Genomic DNA, 21,121 nt, shown 5'->3' on the forward strand with positions numbered 1-21,121 from the left:
ACAAAATGGAAGTAAGAATTGAAAGCATGGTTTGTCTGTGGGACGATAAAATCCCCACGATGTTCCTTGAATTTGTGAACCTCCTCACTCTTGCAACGAGTGAGGAGCAGTTAAGACGGAGTGTAAAGGACTTTGCCGAGAAGCACGGACTTGACAGGTTTTTCCTTTACGGCTTCGGCTCCCACCATTTCTACCTGCACCAACGCTATACGAGTGACCCCGAAATGGTGATGCGCAACAGAGTTTTGTCAGTACATTTTTAACCACTCTAAAATCAACGATTATGGCAACACGAATGACCATCAACGGTATAAGCACCTGCACCGAAGCAGGTACGGAGAAATATGAGCGTTTCCAATTAGGTATCGGCAGACGCAAGCGGACACTTGTGCAGTACGACTACCGCCACCCCACAGACGGAGAGTTGTTCTCTTGTGTCAAACCCACATTGGACGAGTGCCGAGCCGCACGGGATAAGTGGCTCACGGCAAAGGATGGAAAGGAGGACAACCGATGAACACAGCCTATCAAACGCTGATAGTGAAATTCAGCGAGCCTATCAAAGTATTGGACGGCATCTTTGACGATGCCGAAGCGTGGGGAGTTGATACCCTAAAAGGGTGGATAGACGACTACGAGAGCAGCAGGTTTACCGCCATCAACAGCCATACGGCAGTCATCACAAGCGAGTACAATATGGAGTGCCTGATGGAATGGTTGAAACGAAACACACCCATTGCCGAGATAACAGAATGTTAAACAAGTTGGCGGTGTCCGCACCGCCAACCTAAAACCAAGAAAAGCATGATAGCAAAGACGATTTTACAGCAGATAGGCGGCAGACGCTTTGTCGCCATGACGGGAAGCAAGGACTTCATAGACATGGGCAACGGCTTGCGCATGAGCCTTGCAAGGAACAAGACGAGCGCGAACCGCCTTGACATCATCTACGATGCAGGATTAGACCTCTACAATATGCGTTTCTACCGCAAGACGTTCAGTAAAAAGACATTCGAGTGCAAGACAAAGGACATTGCAACGCACGATGGCATATACTGCGATATGCTGGAAGAAATGTTCACGATGGTAACGGGACTTTACACCCGTTTTTGAGTGGCGACGGCGAAAGCCGCCCTACTTTCTTTCGGTGAGCATGATGGCGGACAAAGAAAGTAGCAAAGAAACCGCTGTCCCAATCTACGATAGTATTCACAAAAACAAGTTTCAATCATGGAAGAAATCAGACAGAACGGAAAAATCATCCTGCACAGCGATGACGGAACAAGCATAAGGATGATTTTCAAAAACCTCACGGGGAGGAATTTTCAAGGTCAGGAATATGCGGAGTATATCCGGCATATCGCAATCGGGGAGATGGGATTTTCGCCCGGCATCATAGAGCATTGCAGGGACGGTGAGGTAATCGGCAAAGGAAAAATCCCGAATGTATGAAAAGCGGAAACTCCGATGAAGTTGCGGCTTCATCGGAGTTTTTAATTTAGCTATATATCCCAATCAGGTTTTACAATTTTGGGATAACGTTGTTGTCTAACTGTTTTCAATTTCTCCATGTAAAATAAATAAATCTCCTTATATGAGCCAAAACCGGGCTGTTGCATATCCTCTTCGATAGACAAACCACCAAATACCAGCAACCATAATCTTAATGCAACACCTAAGTAGCCCCAAAGTGGATCCATTTCATGTAATTCCAGTTTAGTAACCAAATTTTCTATTCGGACATCCATATCTGGATGAGTTCCATCACCAGAAATAGAATCTTCGCTCATCAATAAAATGGCTGCTAATACAGTTGCGACACCTGCCTTATATGTATTTCCCCATGCAGAGTCATATTCAGTTTGAATAAAACTAATTGCCGTATCATCTGCGGCAATTTCATCATCTATAGTATGGGGAAACGTCTGTTGTATTTGTGTATGACCTAAATAATTATGTGAAAATTCGTGGGCATATATAAATGCTATCGCAGCACAATATACACCATTTGTGTGACTTATAATATTTTCAAATTGCTGGGGATTACAGATGTTGGGTGTTACCCAATAAACATCCCTATTGAAGTTATGCAACAATTGCCGTCCTCTAAAAAAGCAATCATTAGCATACTCTACATCAATCAGATTGGGTTTATAACCATATTTGTTTATGCCAACAGCATCCATTATTGGAATATGTATGACATTCTCAAAATAGGCATTAAGATAAATACATACAGACCATAAATACTGACAAAAGTTTTCGTTGATATAGATATGATTTAATCCATTGCTATCTTTTTTTATTTCCGCAACATCGCTAATAGCTTTTCCTTCCCTTATGAATGTAAATCGACGAGAAAAGTTATTGATATTGCAATCGTCTTTTATCGCATCTAACAGTTCAACAACTTTTTCAATACATTGAATAGCATCATCAGATAGCTGTTCAACAGGTAAATAATATATTTCTTTCGCTTCTTTCATTTTACAAATTTTACTTGCAAAGGTAATGTGTTAATTTGTATTAGACGCTAAAATTCCTTGCGATATTGTTTACCGCAAGGAATTTCAGTCGTATCACAGGATATACAGCAGCGCAAACTCCGCCTTTCTCCGTTTGAGCAGCATGGCGTGCCGTTTACCTTTGTAGTTGCAGAAAGCGATATATTCCCGGTAAATGTTCCTGTCGCCCGCCTCCAATTTTCGGATCAGTGTGCTTTTGGGTATCTTCCCGCTCCCCAAAAGCCGGTATGGACCGACATTGTAGGCGAGCGTGGCAAGGAGCAGACTGTCACGCCCGAACTTGCGGAACATGGCGCAGAACTTCCGCAAGTCTTTCCGCAGGAGTGCGTCCGCCTGCCGCTTCGTCATGGTGCGTGCCGAATACCTTTCCCCCGGCTGCACCTGATGCCCCCAGCCCACGTATGGGTGGTGTTTCTCCGAGTGCCAGCCTTCAAAATACTTCGTACAGCGAACCGCCCGCTCGAAAGGCGGCAGGCGGTAGATTGACGCCTGCCCGTCCGTCCCCTTCTGACAGCTGTCCCGTGCGGACACGGAGCAGACCGCCAGAAGGGAACAGAGGATAGCCATGAATACACGCATCATCGTGTAAGGGGTTTGAAGTTTCCGATTGGGACAATAGAGATAGCCCCGTCATCCTTCACGTTGCGATTGTTGAAGTCAAATTCCAATTCGTAGGAGTTGCTGAAATTATCTTCCACCACTACGATGAAGTTGTGCACCTCGTCACCTTGCGCCGTGTAGTACAGCCGGAACTTCTCGTTTTCGAGCAGGTAGCGGTCGTTGGGCAGGAACGTAATGCCGTTGTCCATTTTCAATGTTCCTTCTCCCTCGAATTGGAAATACCGGATGGTATATAGGGTGTTGGCGTAATCGCCCGTCTTTTTCAACTCACAGCGGATTTCCACCGTCTGCCCCTTCGTTACCTTGTTAGGCACGGGCATGGTTTCCACTGTGAAGGGATAGGATTGCTGGATGTCCATGTCATCGTCACACGATGCGAGCGTGAGCAACATGGCGGCGAACAGGCAGAGTGCCAACGCCTTGAAGATGGATGTTCTCTTGTTCTTGTTGTTCAGTATGTTCATTGTTCTTTGATTTTTAAGTTATTGTTCATTTTTTGCTGTCAGTTGCAGATACTCGTTCAAGTCCTTGTAACCGTCATGGAGTGCGGAACGGTCGGTGACACGTCCGCCGTAATATCCTTTGAGGGCTTCCAGCGTCCTCCGTCCGGCTTCGTCACGGTCGAGGAAGCAGTCTATGCGCCCGTACCCGTCCAAGTGTTTCACCGCCTTACCCACGTTGGCAACGGAGTTCAGCACAAGGCTGTCGCTATTGCCGCCTATACCGAGTGCAGCAGCGGACAGAAAGTCCATGAAGCCCTCAAACACGCTGCATACGTCAGAGGCGGTATCTTTCGGTTTTATCAGTGACACATCTTTCGGTGGTACGCAACCCTTGAAGTAGCGGCTACGGATTTCATAGCCGCCAGCCACGTTCGGGAAACCGATTGCGAAATACCGCTTTCCACGCACGCCGTAGTTCAGGCGGCAGCAGTGGCGGGATGCAACGGCATAAGGGATGCCCCGTTCCGCCAGATACTCTGTTAATGGTGAGCGGAGCAGCGGGACGGCTTCCACTCCCTCAAAGGCAGGTTCGGACGGCTCCGGCAGGAACAACGGCTTTTCCGATGCGACAAACGGCATACGGGCGGTTTCCGCTATGAATCTCGCCTGCGCCATGAAGTCGCCGCTTCGGGCAAACTCCCCGGCAAGCGTGAAGATGTCACCGCCCTTGCCCAAACCGAAATCGTACCAGAGCCGTTTCGCCACGTTCACGCGGAAAGAGGGCGTGCGCTCATTGCGGTACGGCGCGAGATACCACAGCTCGTTTCCGCTTCTCCGTACAGGCTCATGTCCCAGCCGTGCGAGAAAGTCCGCGAGGGATATTTGCCTCATGGTGTCTATATCCGTCCGTTCCATGCGGCGCATCAGTTGATGATGAACTTGATGCCGACCCCGAACTGCGTGTGGAACTTTCGTGTGTCGCCACCCCACAGGCAACGCTCCCGGAGATTGGCGAGCAGGGCGATACGGTCAGCCACGTAAAACTCCACGTCCAGCGTCAGCGCACCGCCATAGATGAAGGCGTCCCGGTTATGCAGGGTCGAGCCGTCTTGCAGCACCTTTTCGCCCCAATTCACCGATTCATATCCGACGAGAGCCGAAGCCCCCGCATAGACGAACATGATTTTACGGGCATCGGAAAGTATCTTGAAATAGTAGCCGCCTTCCGCCGTGAACTGCACCACAGGTATGGCGGTATCCTTGTACGGGTTGTTCTTCAGGAGATACTCACCTCCGAACATCCATTTGTTGCCCTTCTTCGTGTAGGTGGAGAGAGCCGCCCCGAAACTGTACCCGCCGTCGTTGCCGCCGGGTTTGAAGCCGTCCGCCAGATTCGCCCTTACCTCGATGCCCTGCATTTTCGGCAGACATCGCTGGGCGTACGCCTGCCCCGTGAACAGGGCAAGCGACGCGATGATGATTGCGATGTACTTTCTCATGGTCAGCGCACTTGGAGTTCGTTGATGTTATTGGCACGCACCAAATCCTCATTCTCGATCACGAAAGACTGATGACGACCTCCGTTCTTCTCGTTCAGCTCCACCACGAGACACTTGCCGTCGGGGATGGTGAACTTCGCCATCGTGAAGACCGTGCGTTCGCTTTTTTTGCCCGGCACGAGCGTGGCGTAGTTCTGCGCACGGAGCGGCAGGATGATACGCTCCTGCACTGCGGTACGCTTCATCACCTTCTTGTCCACGATTTTCCATGTGATGTAGTCCACATCGAAAGGCACGTTGCTCTGGTTCCTGATTTCCGTGTGGAAATACAGAAGCCCGTTGTGCGTGTAGATGCCTTTCAGAAGGTACTGGATGCCGAAACGCTTGCAGCCGATATGCTTCACCTCACGTTTGTTCTGCTTGTGGATGGACTTCATGATAAGGCGCACCAGCATGGGACTTTCACTGCCCAGCTCTTTCAGGTAGATTTCCTGCGCATTGTTCGGACGGTTCACCGCCTCGCCGTCATGGATGAAGTCGCACATCTCCACGTTGAGCAGCAGCGGTTCGGTGGCATACTTCACGTTGAAGGTGTAAAAACTCCCGTCCTCCGTGATTACGGACATGTTGGTTTCGTTCGGGAAGTTCCTCACGGTAGCCTTCACGCGGATGACGTTCTCCGCACCTTCGGCTTTGCCCGCAATCAGGTCGGGCGAGCCTAAATCGACATAGCGCACTTCCGCCGGGAAGATGACATGCACGGTCTTGTCGTAGGTCACTTCCAAGCCGTGCGGGGGAACCATGCGGTCAAAACCCAGCTTTCTCGTCAGACCGTGATACAGGTCGCCGTCCGCCTCCTTCTGCGGATAGACCTCCTTTGTCAAGGTCGGTTGTTCACTTCCGTTGCTTTGCCCAACGGTTACGTTTTCCTGCGCGTTGGCAGTTGCGATGCCCATAGCGAGGGCAAACATCATGATTACTTTTCTCATTACTTTGGATTTTTAGTGGTAAATAAAAATTTGATTGATTGTTTTCTTAATTCACTTCCTGATAGAGCATGACCCTGTACCCGGCTTTCAGATGCACCTTGACGGTGCGCATCTTCTTGGCAATGTACTGGCTCGTGCCTTGTATCAGCCCCTTGCCCAAGTCGGAGGCGAGCTGCGCCCCGGCATTGGTGGAGATGTTGATGCTGCTGCCGAGCGAGCCGCCCATGTTGGCGGCAACCTCCCTGACGGCGTTCATCTCCATCGAGTTGGGGATGAATATGCCGGGCTGCCCGTCCGTGTCATAGACCTCCAACTCCACCGGGATAATCGTACCGTCGTGTTCCAGAGAGGTGATTTCGATGCCGAGCCGTTCGCCCTGAATCTTGGCTGCGCCGACCACCACCGCATTACGGGGGATGATCCGGTCTGCTACCGCCATCGGCTCCAGCAAGCGCAACCTGACCGCCTGCCCGTCCGTCACGCTCTGCGTCCCATAGACATATGCCGGTATGGTGTTCCTGTCCGATACGGTCGTGACGCCCACCGCCGTGTTGAAACTGCGGTTGCGCTCCTGCGAGAAGGAAGCGACAAATTCGGCATTGCTCACGGGCTGTCCGAGCGAGGACACCACCTGATGCGTCACCTGCCTGACGGGTTTTGCCGTGTTCTTTCCGGCTTTCTGCACGGGGGACGGCTCTGCGGTCTGTCCCGCTGCCGCCTGCGTGCCGTTCTGCCCGCCCATGTACTTCGCCGCCAGCTCGTAGGATTTTTCCATGAGTGCCACCTGCTCGTCCATCGTGGAGCTTCTCTCTTTTCCGCTTTCCAGTTCGGATTCGAGGGTGGCGATGCGTTCCAGCAGTTCGTCCATCTCCGCATTGTCGTTTTTCGGCTGCTCGTAGAAGTTGCCGAGCGTGGCATTGAGGTCACGGTAGGCGGCTGCCGAGGATTGGATGGTCTTCGGTGTGGGCTTCACGGCCTCTTCTGTTCCGCCGGGATTGGCAAGGTCGAAATCGCTGTCTCCATCCGCTGCCGCAGTTTCGCGGTCGAACAGGTCGCCCAACTGCTGCATGGCGCGGCTGCGGTTCTCCTGCCTTTCCTCCATTGCGCCCTGTTCGTAGGCTTTCGCCTTGTCACCGATAATCCGGCGGTTCTCCTTGTCCGCGTCGGGCATCTCGATGTTGTAGCCGCCTGTTCCCGGCTCCTGCTCTTTGCCGGAGGACGGGGCGAATATCAGCCACATCGCCCCGATGAATACCAGCACCATAGCGGGCAGCACTATCATTTTCTGACGTTTCAGCCGTTGGGCTTCGGTCAGCGGCTTGCGCTCCTTTTTCGGCTTCCCCTTGTTGTCGGGTGCAGCCGTGCTTTCGGACTTGCTCTCCGTCTTGTTCTCAATCTTCGTTTCGTTCTTCGTCTGTTCCATATAAATAAGGTGTTACGTTATGATTGTTATCCGTCTTCACGGACAGTTCCACCTGTCCGGCATGGTCTGTCACCATCCGGCTGCCGTCATTCCTGCCGATGTCATACACGGCTTTGCCGAAGGTGTAGAGGGCAAGCGCGGAGAATGCGGCGAGCATCGCCAGCACGATGCGCCTGCGTGTCTTTGGCGGCAAGCCGTCCAGATAGCCCCTGAGCCTTGCCACCAGCATTTTCTTTTTGTCGTGGAGTTTCCAATATGCGCCCCAAAATGATTTCTTGATTTTCTTCATATCCGTTTACCTTTTGATGGTTTGTAAATCCTTGTTCTCGATGATGGTGAATCCCTCGATGGTGAACCCGTTCGGGTTGTTGTCCGAACGGGACGAGTTCAAGAGGCGGCACGTGGTCACGAGGCTGCGCTCGGTGACGTTGCTCTGCCGGATAATCTTCTGCGTGGCGTAGGTCACGGCACGGTAGGGATAGCCGTTGAAGTCGCATACCACGCTGTCCACCTTCAGCACTTGGTTGATGTTCCCGGCGATGATGCGGTTGTAGTACCCCTTCTCGGCGAAGTCCGAATAGTAGTTGTACACGCTCTTGTCCGCCAGCAACAACGCACGCTTTACGTTGTGTTCTATCGCGCTCTTTTCGGGCGAGAGCGTGAAAAACAGTTCGTGGAAGCGGCGCACATGCTCCCTCGCTTCCGCCGGACGGTTCTGCGACAAGTCCTGCGAGAGTGCCAGCATCAGCGACTTGCCGTTGTCCAGCACATAGATCTTCTCACGCTGCCGTTCCGCGAAGCGGTAGGAACTCCACACGCTCCATACCGTTATCACGGCGCACAGCGAGAGGAAGACGATACCGAACAGGCGTATCTGCCTGAACGATGATTCGATGTTTTTGAGTGACTTGAATTCCATTGTCTGATTTTATTTTTCGGTTCTTAATTCGTTATACAATAGGATTGGTATGCGGTCGTTTGCCACATACGTATGTAACGGGTTACCACATACGTATGTAATGAGCCGCTGCATACGTATGTAACAGGCTGCTACATACGTATGTCATGACAGGCTACATACGTATGTTACTTTTATGCGGATGCCTCTCCCGTAATTCAGCCTCTATTTCAGCAGTTTCCCGGCACGTCCGACCATGTTGCCTGCGGTAGCACCCGCCACGCTGCCCGCCATGCTTCCGGCTCGTCCTGCCGTCTGGTTCACGTTGCGACCGTAGCTTCCCATGCCTCCGGCTTGGATAATCCAGCCTGCCACCGTCGGGATGGTGAAGTAGCCGATGATGCCGATTATCATGAAGACGATGTACACCCCGTCGCTCGAATCCAGCGAGAAGTTCGGGTCAGCCTGCATCCGTTCGATGTCGCTTTGCAGCATCAACACCTGAATCTTGGCGAGTATGGTGCTGAATATGTCCGACACGGGCAGCCACAGATAGACCTGAATGTAGCGGCATATCCACTGCGTGAGCGTGCTTTGGAAGCCGTCCCACACCGATATGGCGAAGGCTATCGGACCGAGTATCGCCAGCACCACAAGGAAGAACGTGCGGATGGTGTCTATCACGAGGGCGGCGGCTTGGAACATCAGTTCCAGTATCTCGCGGAAGAAATCGCGGATGCCCTTCTTCATCTTGTACATCCCCCGGTCGATATACATCCCCGCCATCGTCACCATGTCGGAGGGCGACCAGCCCAATTCCTCCAGTTGCTTGTCAAACTCCTCGTTGGACACGAGGTAGGCGGTTTCGGGATTGCGCACCATCGCCTCGTATTCCAGCCTGTCCTTCTGCTCCCGGTACTTGTTCATGTCCAAAGTCTGCGTTTCGAGCAGTTTCGCCGTACCCTGCACGACGGGCGAGAGGACGCTGTTTATCGTGCCAAGCACCACCGTAGGGAAGAACATGATGCACAGACCGACGGCAAAGGGGCGGAGCATCGGGAAGACGTCTATCGGTTCGGCTCTCGCCAACGACTGCCATACCCGGTAAGCGACATAGAAGAGCGCGCCCAGCCCGGCGATGCCTTTCGCCACGCCCGCCATGTCGGCGCACAGCGGCATCATCTGCTCGTAGAGCGAGCGGAGAATCTGGTGAAGGTTGTCGAACTCCATAGGCTACCAGTATCTTTCGTTCATACTGCCGTACAGCCCCATGATGCGGTCGAGGTCGTTTTTCTTCTTCGCACGCAGGTAGCTCACGCTGATGTTCTTGTTGGTGTAGTAGCTCACGAGGTTGCGGTAACGCTTCATCTTGGAGTGGCAGCGTTCCACCACGTCCATGCGCTCCTTGTCCGTCATGGAGAGCGTGATGATGTTCACCACGTTCTTCAGCTCCGTCAGCACGTCGTTTGATTCCTCCAGCAGCTTCGTGTAGCCGAAGGCGATGGCTCCGAGTTCCTCCACCGTGAAGTTGTCGTCGCGCAGCATCTTCTGGAAGCTGGTCACGTAGATGTCCGTGATGTCGCCCACCATCAGGATGGTCTGCTGCACCTTGCGTGCGTCCTTGACCAGATTGTTCACCGATTTGAGGGCGTCGTAATACTTCTTGCCCTGCTCGTAGATTTTCACCGTTTCCTGAAAGTTGTTCACCATGTTCGTGGCGGTCTTCGAGGTATGGATGATGTTCTTCGAGGCGTTGATGATGCCCTGCGCCAGATTGCCCGGATCGCTCACGACCCATTGGGCGGAAGCCCTGCCCGCGAAAAGCAGGCACAGGCAGATGACGAATGTTATTCTTGTTCTCATGTTTCTTTGGATTTTAGCGGTTCTTATTTTTCTGCCGGAGTTTCCGGCTGCGGCTTCACACGCACGTAGTCCCCGTTGGGTGAGAAGGTCAGCACGTCGGTAGCCTCGTTATACGCCACGTCGATGCGGAATCCCGTGTTCATGAACAGGTTGCCGTTCTCCTCCTGCAAGAGGTAGGTTTCCGGCTTCAGCCTGCGGCGGATGCCGCTCCGCTTGAAAACCGTCACCTTGTAGGCTTCTCCCTCCTTGTAGATAAGCACGTCGGGTTTGCCCTCCACGCTTTCCCAGTTTCCGCACAGCAGGTCGCGGCGGTTCTCCGCCACGTCGCAGGATTGCAGCACCATGACCGCCAGCCCGATTAAACACTTGCTGACTTGCAGCATCTTCATTCTTGATATGCTCATACGCTTTTCTTTTTTTGTTGATAAATCTGTTTTACTGATTATTGATTACTTATTGCTTGTTTCTCCGCCTTTCGGCAAGTTGCCGGATGGCGGCTTCGATGTCACCGCCCAATTGCTCTGCCAGACGGTACACCTCCACCTTTTCCGTTTCCTCGGTGGTGTACGCCAGATACTCTTCAGCACTGACCTCGGTGGCATAGACCGCCGACTGCGTGCCGCCCAAGCCTATCCACACCTCCTTGTAGAGCCGTGAGGGGTTGTTCGCCATGTTGATGGAGAGTATCTGCGACTTCTCCTTCTCCGTCAGTCCGAGCAACGCCTGAATCTGGTCGAACTTGTTCATGTACTTGCGCTGGTCGAGCAGGATTTTACAGTCCGAGTTGTTGATGATGCTCTCCTTGACGACGGGCGAGGAAATGATGTCGTCCACCTCCTGCGTCACCACGATTGCCTCACCGAAATACTTACGCACCGTCTTGTACATATAGCGCAGGTAGTCAGCCATATTTGCCGAAGAAAGAGCCTTCCAAGCCTCCTCCACGATAAGCTGCTTCCGCACCCCTTTCAGACGCCGCATCTTGTTGATGAAGGCTTCCATGATGATGATGGTCACTACCGGGAACAGTTCGCGGTTGTCCTTGATGGAGTCAATCTCGAAGACGATGAACCGTTTGCCCAGCAGGTCGATGTTCTCCGCCGAGTTGAGCAGGAAGTCATAGCGTCCGCCCCGGTAATACTGCCGCATGGTGGTGAGCATGTTGTCGATGTTGAAGTCCTCCTTCTCCACCTTGATGTCACGCTCCGCCAGTTCCCGGCGGTAGTCGTCGCGCATGTACTCGTAGAAGGTGTTGAACGAGGGGACGATGCTCCGGTCTGCCCTGATGCGCTCGATGTAGGCACTCACGGCACTGCCCAATTCCCCGCTTTCGGTTTTCGTCACCTTGTCGTCCTCCGACTTCCAGAGCGTCAGCAGCAGCGTCTTGATGCTGTCCTTCTTCTCCACGTCGAACACGTAGTCGTCGGTGTAGAACGGGTTGAAGCTGATGGGCTTCTCCTCCGTGTAGGTGAAATACACGCCGTCCGTGCCGCCCGTCTTGCGCCGTATCATCTCGCACAATCCCTGATAGGAGTTTCCCGTGTCCACCAATACCACATGCGCGCCCTGCTCGTAATATTGTCGCACGAGGTGGTTCATGAAGAACGACTTGCCACTGCCCGAAGGACCTAATACGAACTTGTTACGGTTGGTGGTGATGCCCCGCTTCATCGGCAGGTCACTGATGTCGAGGTGCAGCGGTTTTCCCGTGAGCCTGTCCACCATCTTGATGCCGAAGGGCGAGAGCGAACTGCGGTAGTTGGTTTCCTCCGTGAAGAGGCACACCGCCTGTTCGATGAAGGTATGGAAACTCTCTTCCGCCGGAAAGTCCGCCGCGTTGCCGGGCATAGCCGCCCAATAGAGTGTCGGGCAGTCGATGGTGTTGTGGCGAGGCACGCACTCCATGCTTGCCAGCTGGCTGCCCACGTCGTTCTTTATGTGTTTCAGCTCTTCCGCGTCGTCGCTCCACGCCATGACGTTGAAGTGCGCCCGCACCGAGGTCAGCCCGTAGGAGTGCGCCTCGTTCAGGTAGCGGTCTATCCACTCGCGGTTGATGCTGTTGCTCCTCGAATAGCGCGAGAGCGACTGCATATTCCTTGCGGACTTCTCGAATTTTTGGAGGTTCTCCTCGCTGTTGTCGATAATCACGTACTGGTTGTAGATGTGGTTGCAGGAGAGCAGCAGCCCCACCGGGGATGCGAAGGAGAGGCGGCAGTCCGAGCGGTCGGTGGAGAGTTTCTCATACCGGGTGTCGGTAGCCACCGTGCCGGGCAGATCCTCCGCGTCGGACAGGGTGTGCAGGCACAGGCGGTTGTCGCCGATGCGCATTTCCCGTGCCGAGAGGTCGATGTCCTGCAACGTGGCGTCGCCTTCGGGCATGAGCGAGAAGTAACGCTCTATCAGTCCGGCTTTGCCGTCCGTCCCCACAATCTCGTCGGTGGAGAGGCGGCGCAGCCTGACAAAGCCGCTGTCGTTGATGATACGCTCGAACTGTTCCGCAGCCTCCATGAACTTCGCGGCGGTTTCCTTGTCCAGCTCCTTCGGGATGATATGCCCACGGCACAGCGTGCTGAAATTGCTCTGCATCCGGTTACGCTCCTTCGTCGTCTTGGTCAGGTAGAGGTAGCACGTGTGCTTCAGGTACGGACGCTCGTTGAAGTGACGCTCGAAAGAGCGGCTTAAAAAGCTCATGTCGTCCTTGTGAAGTTCCGGCGTGTACTTCTCCTTGATGAACCAGTCCTGCTTGTGGACGACGGAGAAGTCCGGCAGCACCTTGATTGCCTTGCACCAGCAGCCGTGTATCGCCTCGTACTCCGCGCCCGTCACGGTGTAAAGCTCCGGCAGCTCCACCTCGAAAGCCACCGTGATGTCGGCGTCTTTGGAGATGATGCAGCCTTGTTCCACCGCCAATAGCGGGAACTTGTTTTCCAGTGTTGTCATTTTGGATGTATTCCTCATGTCGTTTCTTCCTTTCGTTTCCGTTTGAATAATCGGGTGATCCGCCGCCGGTTGATAAGGTATCGGGGATGGCTCCTTGTTGCCCCTAATTTCATAAGCCCGTGTTCGCCGTACCGGGCGTTCAGCGCGAAGGTCTGCCATACGAGGACGGAGGACGATGCCACGCCGAAGCCGATACATACCCACTGGTCGATGCCGACCATGTAGAGGATGACGAACAGGACGAAGAGAGCCAGCAGACCTCCGCAGAAGATGAAGAGGTACTGAGCCTTCAAGCCCTTGAATTCTACCGGACGGCCGATACCCTTGTTTATCGGGTATTCAGCCATACATCGTTTATTAAAGGAAGAATGAGCGCAGGATGGTGGCGGCGACAATCAGGAAGATGCACGCCCCGAACCACGAGGCGGCAGTCTTGGAGGTGTCGGGGTCGCCGGACGAGAATTTCCCATATACTTTCACGCCCCCGATAAGCCCGACTACCGCGCCGATGGCGTAGATGAGTTTCGTGCCGGGGTCGAAGTACGAACTCACCATAGAGGTGGCTTCGTTGATGCCCGCGATGCCGTTTCCCTGTGCGAAGGCGGAGGCGGTTGCGGCAATCATAAGTGCCGCAGAGAGGATAAACTTTTGTCTGATGTTCTTGTTCATAAACTGTTCTTGTTTTTGCCGTCAAAAGAGTGGATGGTCCTTTGTCGGGCAGTTGATACTCGGTTACTTTACTTTGGTTTAGTGGATTGCCCGTTTGTTTCTACGGACTTGGGTGTGTCCGTTGCGGACCGGCTGTACCTTGTACTGCCGTGCGCGTGGGTGATGCCGTCTTACGTTTTCATTTTCATTCTTTTTTACTCGTTATACATAGTTGCGGATGTCGAAGTCCTCAATATTGTCCGGGACTACAAAATCCTTTTTCGGTTTCTTCAGCCGGATTTCGATAAGCCCCTTGATGCGGATGCTCATTTCAGACGAGCCGGTCATCAGCTTCTCGTACAGCTCCGTCCCTTCCATGTCGGTGAAGACTTTTGCCGCCCGCTCCCGTTCCGTCGTTGTCGCTTCCGGGTTCTTGGCGGTTCTGACCGCATCGTCTATCTCGTCGAAGCTGCTTCCGGATGCCCTCGGTGCGTCGGACGTTTCTTCCTCCGGCTCGTCCTCCCCGAACTCCAGTTCCGAAGGCGTGAGGCTCGTGAAGGTTTCGTCGAGTTTATCCTCCGGGACTTGGGCGGGACGGGATACGGTTTCCGTGTTTCCGTCGTCAAAAGTAGCCTCTTCCTCCGTCAGCTCAATGCCTTTTTCCGAAGTGGCGGCTTCTTGCGTCGGTATGGCAGCGGTTGTCCGGGTCGATGCCATCCTGAAACGGCTCTTGCCGATGATGTCCGCTGGGGTCTCTGCGGGCGGTGTTACCCTTGCCGTTTCGGGCTTTGCAGCCGTGCCGCCCAACGACCGCCACAGTCCGGCTATGCTTCTTAGGAAGCGGACAAGTCTGGTTTCCATGATCCTGTCATAAAGGAGCAGGAACAGGAACCACAGGTTGCAGCCGACCGATACGGTCAGCAGAATCATAGTCATGTTCATAGCTCTACTTTGGGGACTGAATCCAACATACGGTTGATTTCGGCACGGTGTGTCTGGAAATGTTCGTTAAGCACATTGTCCAGATAGTCGGCGATGGTCAGGTTTCCCTTACCTAATAAATAGGTGATTTCGGTTATCACGCTGTGGTTTGCCAAACTGATGTACACTTGCTTTCCCTCTCTCGCCTTGATTCCTGATTTTTTCAGGAAGGCGCGATAATCATTCTTCTTTCCTTTCATGTCTGTTACTTTTTGAGGATTAAAATACTGCGTCGTAATTCCGGGCGTAAAGGCTTTTTATCGCCTCCTCGCACTGGTTGAAGTGGTGCGTAAGCACATGGTCGATGTAGGCGGACAGCGACAGCCGGTCATGCCCGATCACACGGGTGATACGCATGATGCGGTCGTGATACTCCGGGCGCACATACGCCATCTTTCCCTCGCGTGCCTTCACTTCGGCTTCACGGATGAACAGCCGTTCATAGTCCTTCTCACCGCATTTGCCGCCTAACGGCACGGGAGAGAGGATTTCCACACTCGCCTGCACTTGGGCAAGCATACCGCCGCCGTCATGCTGCGGACTTCTGTTTTTCTGGTTCTTTTCCATATTCAAATCAAGTCTTCACGTTGTTTCTTGTACAGTTCGTTTATTTTCTCCTTGTGCTGTTCCAGATGTTGGCGCAGCACGGTGTCCACGTAGCCGCCTACCGAGATTTCACGTCCGGCGATGTCGTTCACGATTTTGAGAATCTTGCTGTGGACATCGCGGCTGATATAGACGCACTGGCGCGTCTTTATCTCGTTGCGGCGGAGGAACAGCCCGGAATAGTCGTCCTCCTGCCGTTTGCGGCGGACGGTGTCCCTCTGCGGTTTTTCTTTTGCCGTGGATTGCACGGGCGGCGGTTCCGTTTCCGGGACGCTTTCTTCTTCGGGAGCAGGCGCGGGCGGCTCCTGCGCGTGGTACAGGATCCCGTCCTGCCTGCGTCTGCCGATGGAGGCTATCAACAGTTCCTCGTCGATGCCTTCGGTGTTCACTTTCCTGCTGCCCATGATTATTGAGGTCTGATGATACGGCTTATCTCTTCCGAGAACTCACGGATGCCGCTCCCTTTCAGCAGGGACGCATCCATCGGGAAGATGGTCGAGCGGAACACGCTCTTGCGCTCTTCCGAAAGGTCGCGCCGGAACTTCTTGCTGTCGGGCAGGCGGGTGGACAGCACCGGCAGCCCCATCTCGGCGATCACATCCTCATACAGGTCGTAAAGCCCGTTCTTCTCCCTGCCGTCCACCATCGTCCAAAACAGGTACAGCCCTTTTGTTTTCGCCTGTCCCGTCGTCATGAGGTTGTCACGGAACATCACGGCGAATTGCAGGGTGCTTTCCACGACAAAACGGTCGGCACTCATGGGCGCGAAGATGTAGTCCATCTGCGAGAGGGTCTTGACCACGCCGTTGCTTTTCAGGGTTCCCGGCATGTCGAAGAACACGACGTCGGGTTTCACCTCTTCTGCGGCAAGCATCCTTTCGGCATCATCGAGGGCGTTAAGGGCGTCGCTTGCGATGACCGGGTAGGCGTTCTTCCTTATCTTGCGGAAGTGGTCACACGCGAGTGCCTTGAAATAGAGGCTTCCGCCGATAAGTCCCGTTTCACGTTCACGCAACCCGTGTATGCTGTGTTGCGGGGCGTCGCAGTCCATGACGGCGACATTGTGTCCTTTCACGTTGTGGAGGTAGTTGGCGGAAAGTGCCGTGACGGTGGATTTGCCGATGCCCCCTTTCTGTGTTGCGAATGCAACGAATGTTTCATTACTCATGGTTCTGTTGGTTTTAATGGTTGATGAATTGTTTTCCTGCTCCGATACGGAATCGGTGACATGTATATCCGCGTCAGCGAATCTCCGCCTGTCCGGTTCGTCACGTATCCGCTTCAACGGTGAGGCAGGGATTCGGATAACTGGTGAATGACGACATTGCGTCATGAAGTCATTGAATCCGTGAATCACCGCGTCATTGGAAAGCCGGGTATCCGAAGGTTCGGGTATCCGGTCAGGCAAATAGCCGCCAAAGCGGTTTGCCGGGTATTTGAAAGCCTCATTTTTCATATCTTCAAATCGTTCGTTTCTTGAATCATGCTGCAAATAAACAAGGATATTTTTGAATCCGTACCACTTCCCCGGCAAGTGGCGGCATGTTGCGCCGGTTGGCACTGACTGTCCGGGTCAAGCCTCTGTCCGATACCGCTTTAAGGGCGTAACTTTGCACCCGAACGGCAGGGTTCGCCGCAGGTGGCGCAGCCCGGAGTTTGAAAGGCATTCCCCCAATCCGTCCCCGACGGATTTTTATGTTCGCCGGAACATAGCAAGATGTCTTTTCAGCCGCTCAAAATATTTTGAGCAGCCACGAAAAGCACTTGCCCTTGCAGGGGGCGGGCTTTCCCTCCGAAGTCGGGAAGCCTTTCAGAACTGCGGTGCTGTAATCCGAAGCGGCGGCTTATGCCGTCAATCCGCTAAATCCAAAGTAATATGAAAGAGAAAAGGAAAAGCAAATCAGGGAGAAATCCCAAACTTGATCCGGCGGTGTACCGGTACACCGTCCGTTTCAACGAGGAGGAACACAACCGTTTCCTCGCCATGTTCGGAAAATCGGGTGTCTATGCACGGTCTGTTTTCCTCAAAGCGCACTTCTTCGGGCAACCGTTCAAGGTGCTGAAGGTGGACAAGACGTTGGTGGACTATTACACCAAACTGTCGGATTTTCATGCACAATTCCGTGCCGTGGGTACGAATTACAACCAAGTCGTGAAGGAACTGAGGCTGCATTTTTCAGAGAAAAAGGCGATGGCGTTGCTCTACAAATTAGAGCAACACACCGTCGAACTCGTGAAACTGAGCCGCCGGATTGTGGAACTTTCAAGGGAAATGGAGGCAAAATGGTCGCAAAAATCAGTGTAGGAAGTTCGTTGTACGGCGCGATTGCCTACAACGGGGAGAAGATTAACGAGGCGCAGGGGCGGCTTCTCACCACCAACCGCATCTACAATGACGGTTCGGGAACGGTGGACATAGGCAAGGCGATGGAGGGTTTTCTCACCTTCCTGCCACCGCAGATGAAGATCGAGAAGCCGGTGGTGCATATCTCTCTCAACCCGCACCCGGAGGATGTGCTGACCGATATTGAGTTGCAGAATATCGCCCGCGAGTATCTGGAAAAACTCGGTTTCGGAAACCAGCCTTATCTTGTATTCAAGCACGAGGACATCGACCGCCACCACCTGCACATCGTGACGGTCAACGTGGACGAGAACGGGAAAAGGCTCAACCGGGATTTTCTCTACCGCCGCAGCGACCGTATCCGCAGGGAACTGGAACAGAAGTACGGATTGCATCCGGCAGAACGTAAAAATCAGAGATTGGATAATCCGTTGCGCAAGGTGGCCGCATCGGCAGGTGATGTGAAGAAGCAGGTAGGCAACACCGTGAAGGCTCTGAATGGGCAGTACCGTTTCCAGACGATGGGCGAATACCGTGCGCTCCTTTCCTTATATAATATGACGGTGGAGGAAGCGAGGGGCAACGTGCGCGGACGGGAGTATCACGGGCTGGTCTATTCCGTCACGGACGACAAGGGTAACAAGGTGGGCAACCCGTTCAAATCCTCGCTTTTCGGGAAGTCCGCAGGCTATGAAGCCGTACAGAAGAAGTTTGTCCGTTCCAAATCGGAAATCAAGGATAGGAAACTGGCAGACATGACGAAACGCACCGTCCTTTCCGTGCTGCAAGGCACTTATGACAAGGACAAATTTGTATCCCAACTCAAAGAGAAGGGCATCGACACCGTACTGCGCTACACAGAGGAAGGGCGCATCTATGGGGCTACCTTCATCGACCACCGCACGGGATGCGTGCTGAACGGTTCGCGCATGGGTAAGGAGCTTTCGGCGAATGCCTTGCAGGAACACTTCACCCTGCCATACGCCGGACAACCGCCGATACCGCTATCCATCCCTGTGGATGCTGCGGACAAGGCACACGGGCAGACCGCCTACGACAGTGAAGATATATCGGGCGGTATGGGCTTGCTCACTCCCGAAGGTCCGGCGGTAGATGCCGAGGAAGAGGCTTTCATCCGGGCGATGAAGCGCAAAAAGAAGAAAAAACGCAAGGGCTTGGGTATGTAATCAGAGTATCAACAATTAAAAAATCAATGTATGTCACAACAAGAAGACGATTTGAGGGCATTGGCGAAAATCATGGATTTTCTGCGTGCCGTGAGTATCATTTTAGTGGTCATGAACGTGTACTGGTTCTGCTACGAAGCCATCCGGCTGTGGGGCGTGAACATCGGCGTGGTGGACAAAATCCTTCTGAACTTCGACCGCACGGCGGGGCTGTTCCATTCCATTCTCTACACGAAGCTGTTTTCCGTCCTTTTGCTTGCCTTGTCCTGTCTGGGTACGAAGGGTGTCAAGGGTGAGAAAATCACTTGGGGGAGAATCTGGACAGCATTTGCCGTCGGGTTCGTGCTGTTTTTCCTGAACTGGTGGTTGCTGCCCCTGCCGCTGCCGCTTGAAGCGGTGACGGGACTGTATGTCCTTACCATTGGAACGGGCTATGTCTGCCTGTTGATGGGTGGTCTGTGGATGAGCCGCCTGTTGAAACACAATTTGATGGAGGATGTTTTCAACAACGAGAACGAGAGTTTCATGCAGGAAACGAGGCTTATCGAAAGCGAGTATTCGGTCAATCTGCCGACACGTTTCTATTACAGGAAACGCTGGAACAACGGTTGGATCAATGTAGTTAATCCCTTCCGTGCGTCCATCGTGTTGGGTACGCCGGGCAGCGGCAAGTCCTATGCCGTGGTAAACAATTTTATCAAGCAACAGATTGAAAAGGGCTTTAGTCAATACATCTACGATTTCAAGTATCCCGACCTATCTACTATTGCCTACAACCATTTGCTGAACCACCCGGACGGCTACAAGGTAAAGCCGAAGTTCTATGTGATCAACTTCGACGACCCGCGACGCTCTCATCGGTGCAATCCCATTCACCCGGATTTTATGGAAGATATTACGGATGCCTATGAGAGTGCCTACACAATAATGCTCAACCTCAATAAAACGTGGGTGCAAAAGCAGGGCGACTTCTTCGTGGAGTCACCTATCATTCTGTTTGCCAGTATTATCTGGTATCTCAAAATCTATCAGAACGGGAAGTTTTGCACGTTTCCCCATGCTATCGAGTTTCTGAACCGCCGTTACGAGGATATATTTCCGATACTGACCTCTTATCCGGAGCTGGAGAACTACCTTTCGCCGTTCATGGATGCGTGGCTTGGAGGGGCTGCGGAGCAGCTCATGGGTCAGATAGCGTCGGCAAAAATCCCGCTTTCGAGGATGATTTCACCGCAGCTCTACTGGGTGATGTCAGACAGCGAGTTTACGCTGGACATCAACAATCCCGAAGAGCCGAAAATCCTCTGCGTGGGTAACAATCCCGACCGTCAGAATATCTACGGTGCGGCACTCGGTCTGTATAATTCCCGTATCGTGAAGCTCATCAACAAGAAGGGGATGCTGAAGTCATCGGTCATCATCGACGAGTTGCCCACAATATACTTCAAAGGGTTGGACAATCTTATAGCTACCGCCCGAAGCAACAAGGTTGCCGTGTGTCTGGGCTTTCAGGATTTCAGCCAGTTAGTGCGTGACTACGGGGACAAAGAGGCGAAAGTGGTGATGAACACTGTCGGCAATATTTTCTCCGGTCAGGTGGTGGGGGAAACAGCCAAGACGCTCTCCGAGCGGTTCGGTAAGGTGTTGCAGAAACGGCAGTCCATCTCCATCAACCGGCAGGATGTTTCCACCTCCATCAACACGCAGATGGACGCGCTCATTCCACCGAGTAAGATTTCCGGGCTTACGCAGGGAATGTTTGTCGGTTCTGTATCCGACAACTTCAACGAGCGTATCGAGCAGAAGATTTTTCATTGCGAGATTGTGGTGGATGCCGAAAAGGTGAAACGGGAAGAAAGTGCCTACAAGAAAATTCCCGTCATTACAAACTTCACGGACGAGGACGGCAACGACCGCATGAAGGAAACGGTGCAGGCGAACTACCGGCGCATCAAGGAAGAGGTGAAGCAGATTGTGCAGGAGGAACTGGAGCGTATCAAAAACGATCCGGTGCTGTGTAAACTGCTACCAGATAATGAGACTGTCTAACAAGTCCCCAAAATTGAAAATTATCCCTATCGAAGTTTGAAGTGACCCCCAAAAGTTGGATACAATTTTTTTGGGGGGCACTTCAGTTCTGACGGGTAAAATCGT

At 53.0% G+C, this 21,121-nt stretch carries 29 protein-coding genes; 8 read left to right on the forward strand and 21 right to left on the reverse strand.

The genetic code is table 11. The features are described from left to right. The first annotated feature begins 5 nt into the window (after nucleotides 1–5). The 5 genes from D8S85_RS05385 to D8S85_RS05405 all read left to right on the forward strand — a co-directional run bounded on the left by D8S85_RS05385 (nucleotide 6) and on the right by D8S85_RS05405 (nucleotide 1,452). Nucleotides 6–263: a hypothetical protein gene (locus tag D8S85_RS05385; RefSeq protein WP_005850441.1), complete on the forward strand. Its 258-nt coding sequence runs from the start codon at nucleotides 6–8 to the stop codon at nucleotides 261–263. Between the two features lie 20 nt (nucleotides 264–283). After that, nucleotides 284–517, forward strand: coding sequence for a DUF3873 domain-containing protein (locus D8S85_RS05390; RefSeq protein ID WP_005850444.1), 234 nt, complete (start codon nucleotides 284–286; stop codon nucleotides 515–517). Beyond that, nucleotides 514–759, forward strand: a complete 246-nt coding sequence (locus tag D8S85_RS05395) for a DUF6956 domain-containing protein (protein ID WP_005850448.1) — start codon at nucleotides 514–516, stop codon at nucleotides 757–759. Before D8S85_RS05390 ends, D8S85_RS05395 begins: the two co-directional genes overlap by 4 nt. Before the next feature lie 45 nt (nucleotides 760–804). Continuing rightward, nucleotides 805–1,113: a hypothetical protein gene (locus D8S85_RS05400; protein ID WP_005850451.1), complete on the forward strand. Its 309-nt coding sequence runs from the start codon at nucleotides 805–807 to the stop codon at nucleotides 1,111–1,113. 117 nt (nucleotides 1,114–1,230) lie between these two features. Then, nucleotides 1,231–1,452, forward strand: coding sequence for a DUF7688 family protein (locus D8S85_RS05405; RefSeq protein WP_009276858.1), 222 nt, complete (start codon nucleotides 1,231–1,233; stop codon nucleotides 1,450–1,452). Between the two features lie 50 nt (nucleotides 1,453–1,502). Here D8S85_RS05405 and D8S85_RS05410 read toward each other — a convergent pair whose 3' ends face one another. From D8S85_RS05410 to D8S85_RS21450, 21 genes are all read right to left on the reverse strand, one after another. Beyond that, the gene (locus D8S85_RS05410; RefSeq protein WP_005850457.1) at nucleotides 1,503–2,486 is read right to left on the reverse strand and encodes a phage exclusion protein Lit family protein; all 984 of its coding nucleotides are present in this window, start codon (nucleotides 2,484–2,486) and stop codon (nucleotides 1,503–1,505) included. Nucleotides 2,487–2,579: 93 nt separating this feature from the next. Then, entirely contained in the window at nucleotides 2,580–3,107 is a 528-nt protein-coding gene (locus D8S85_RS05415) for a glycoside hydrolase family protein (RefSeq protein ID WP_005850464.1), read from the reverse strand. After that, nucleotides 3,104–3,610 (reverse strand): DUF3872 domain-containing protein, encoded by a 507-nt coding sequence (locus tag D8S85_RS05420; protein ID WP_005850466.1) that lies wholly within the window; start codon nucleotides 3,608–3,610, stop codon nucleotides 3,104–3,106. Before D8S85_RS05420 ends, D8S85_RS05415 begins: the two co-directional genes overlap by 4 nt. 18 nt (nucleotides 3,611–3,628) lie before the next feature. After that, nucleotides 3,629–4,504 (reverse strand): toprim domain-containing protein, encoded by an 876-nt coding sequence (locus D8S85_RS22135; protein WP_010185927.1) that lies wholly within the window; start codon nucleotides 4,502–4,504, stop codon nucleotides 3,629–3,631. Nucleotides 4,505–4,512: 8 nt separating this feature from the next. Continuing rightward, entirely contained in the window at nucleotides 4,513–5,088 is a 576-nt protein-coding gene (locus D8S85_RS05430) for a conjugal transfer protein TraO (RefSeq protein ID WP_005850473.1), read from the reverse strand. 2 nt (nucleotides 5,089–5,090) lie between these two features. Further along, nucleotides 5,091–6,077 (reverse strand): conjugative transposon protein TraN, encoded by a 987-nt coding sequence (gene traN / locus D8S85_RS05435; RefSeq protein ID WP_005850475.1) that lies wholly within the window; start codon nucleotides 6,075–6,077, stop codon nucleotides 5,091–5,093. Between the two features lie 46 nt (nucleotides 6,078–6,123). Beyond that, on the reverse strand, nucleotides 6,124–7,500 hold the full coding sequence (gene traM / locus D8S85_RS05440; RefSeq protein ID WP_005850476.1) for a conjugative transposon protein TraM: 1,377 nt from the start codon (nucleotides 7,498–7,500) through the stop codon (nucleotides 6,124–6,126). Further along, nucleotides 7,469–7,789 (reverse strand): TraL conjugative transposon family protein, encoded by a 321-nt coding sequence (locus D8S85_RS05445; RefSeq protein WP_005850478.1) that lies wholly within the window; start codon nucleotides 7,787–7,789, stop codon nucleotides 7,469–7,471. Before D8S85_RS05445 ends, traM begins: the two co-directional genes overlap by 32 nt. A 6-nt stretch (nucleotides 7,790–7,795) precedes the next feature. After that, complete coding sequence (traK, locus tag D8S85_RS05450) at nucleotides 7,796–8,419, reverse strand: conjugative transposon protein TraK (protein WP_005850480.1); 624 nt, start codon at nucleotides 8,417–8,419, stop codon at nucleotides 7,796–7,798. A gap of 204 nt (nucleotides 8,420–8,623) precedes the next feature. Further along, nucleotides 8,624–9,628, reverse strand: a complete 1,005-nt coding sequence (traJ, locus tag D8S85_RS05455) for a conjugative transposon protein TraJ (RefSeq protein WP_005850482.1) — start codon at nucleotides 9,626–9,628, stop codon at nucleotides 8,624–8,626. A gap of 3 nt (nucleotides 9,629–9,631) precedes the next feature. Next, entirely contained in the window at nucleotides 9,632–10,261 is a 630-nt protein-coding gene (locus D8S85_RS05460; protein ID WP_127074884.1) for a DUF4141 domain-containing protein, read from the reverse strand. A gap of 23 nt (nucleotides 10,262–10,284) precedes the next feature. Beyond that, a complete protein-coding gene (locus tag D8S85_RS05465; RefSeq protein ID WP_005850486.1) occupies nucleotides 10,285–10,665 on the reverse strand; it encodes a DUF3876 domain-containing protein in 381 nt (126 codons plus the stop codon). Between the two features lie 49 nt (nucleotides 10,666–10,714). Next, nucleotides 10,715–13,219, reverse strand: a complete 2,505-nt coding sequence (locus D8S85_RS05470; protein WP_005850488.1) for a TraG family conjugative transposon ATPase — start codon at nucleotides 13,217–13,219, stop codon at nucleotides 10,715–10,717. After that, entirely contained in the window at nucleotides 13,216–13,548 is a 333-nt protein-coding gene (locus D8S85_RS05475; RefSeq protein WP_005944155.1) for a DUF4133 domain-containing protein, read from the reverse strand. Before D8S85_RS05475 ends, D8S85_RS05470 begins: the two co-directional genes overlap by 4 nt. A gap of 10 nt (nucleotides 13,549–13,558) precedes the next feature. Beyond that, nucleotides 13,559–13,870: a DUF4134 domain-containing protein gene (locus tag D8S85_RS05480; protein ID WP_005850490.1), complete on the reverse strand. Its 312-nt coding sequence runs from the start codon at nucleotides 13,868–13,870 to the stop codon at nucleotides 13,559–13,561. 201 nt (nucleotides 13,871–14,071) lie between these two features. Beyond that, nucleotides 14,072–14,791 (reverse strand): hypothetical protein, encoded by a 720-nt coding sequence (locus D8S85_RS05485; protein ID WP_005850492.1) that lies wholly within the window; start codon nucleotides 14,789–14,791, stop codon nucleotides 14,072–14,074. Beyond that, complete coding sequence (locus D8S85_RS05490) at nucleotides 14,788–15,030, reverse strand: DUF3408 domain-containing protein (protein WP_005850494.1); 243 nt, start codon at nucleotides 15,028–15,030, stop codon at nucleotides 14,788–14,790. Before D8S85_RS05490 ends, D8S85_RS05485 begins: the two co-directional genes overlap by 4 nt. Nucleotides 15,031–15,049: 19 nt before the next feature. Beyond that, nucleotides 15,050–15,397, reverse strand: a complete 348-nt coding sequence (locus tag D8S85_RS05495; RefSeq protein WP_005850496.1) for a DUF3408 domain-containing protein — start codon at nucleotides 15,395–15,397, stop codon at nucleotides 15,050–15,052. 2 nt (nucleotides 15,398–15,399) lie between these two features. Beyond that, nucleotides 15,400–15,840 (reverse strand): DUF3408 domain-containing protein, encoded by a 441-nt coding sequence (locus tag D8S85_RS05500; protein WP_005850519.1) that lies wholly within the window; start codon nucleotides 15,838–15,840, stop codon nucleotides 15,400–15,402. Between the two features lie 2 nt (nucleotides 15,841–15,842). Next, nucleotides 15,843–16,892 (reverse strand): ParA family protein, encoded by a 1,050-nt coding sequence (locus D8S85_RS05505; RefSeq protein WP_075316682.1) that lies wholly within the window; start codon nucleotides 16,890–16,892, stop codon nucleotides 15,843–15,845. Nucleotides 16,893–16,917: 25 nt separating this feature from the next. After that, a complete protein-coding gene (locus tag D8S85_RS21450; RefSeq protein WP_010185904.1) occupies nucleotides 16,918–17,103 on the reverse strand; it encodes a hypothetical protein in 186 nt (61 codons plus the stop codon). Nucleotides 17,104–17,312: 209 nt separating this feature from the next. On the opposite strand from D8S85_RS21450, the gene mobA reads away from it, so the two are divergent. The 3 genes from mobA to mobC are packed head-to-tail and all read left to right on the forward strand — an operon-like array spanning nucleotide 17,313 to nucleotide 21,016. Next, entirely contained in the window at nucleotides 17,313–17,741 is a 429-nt protein-coding gene (gene mobA, locus D8S85_RS05515; RefSeq protein ID WP_004291488.1) for a conjugal transfer protein MobA, read from the forward strand. Continuing rightward, entirely contained in the window at nucleotides 17,720–18,967 is a 1,248-nt protein-coding gene (gene mobB / locus D8S85_RS05520; protein WP_004291483.1) for a conjugal transfer protein MobB, read from the forward strand. Before mobA ends, mobB begins: the two co-directional genes overlap by 22 nt. 30 nt (nucleotides 18,968–18,997) lie before the next feature. Next, nucleotides 18,998–21,016 carry a conjugal transfer protein MobC gene (gene mobC / locus D8S85_RS05525; protein WP_004291482.1) on the forward strand — a complete coding sequence of 673 codons (2,019 nt, stop codon included), beginning with the start codon at nucleotides 18,998–19,000 and terminating at the stop codon, nucleotides 21,014–21,016. Nucleotides 21,017–21,121 lie beyond the last annotated feature (105 nt).

This window comes from Butyricimonas faecalis, assembly GCF_003991565.1.
In the GTDB taxonomy this organism is placed as follows: Bacteria; Bacteroidota; Bacteroidia; order Bacteroidales; family Marinifilaceae; genus Butyricimonas; species Butyricimonas faecalis.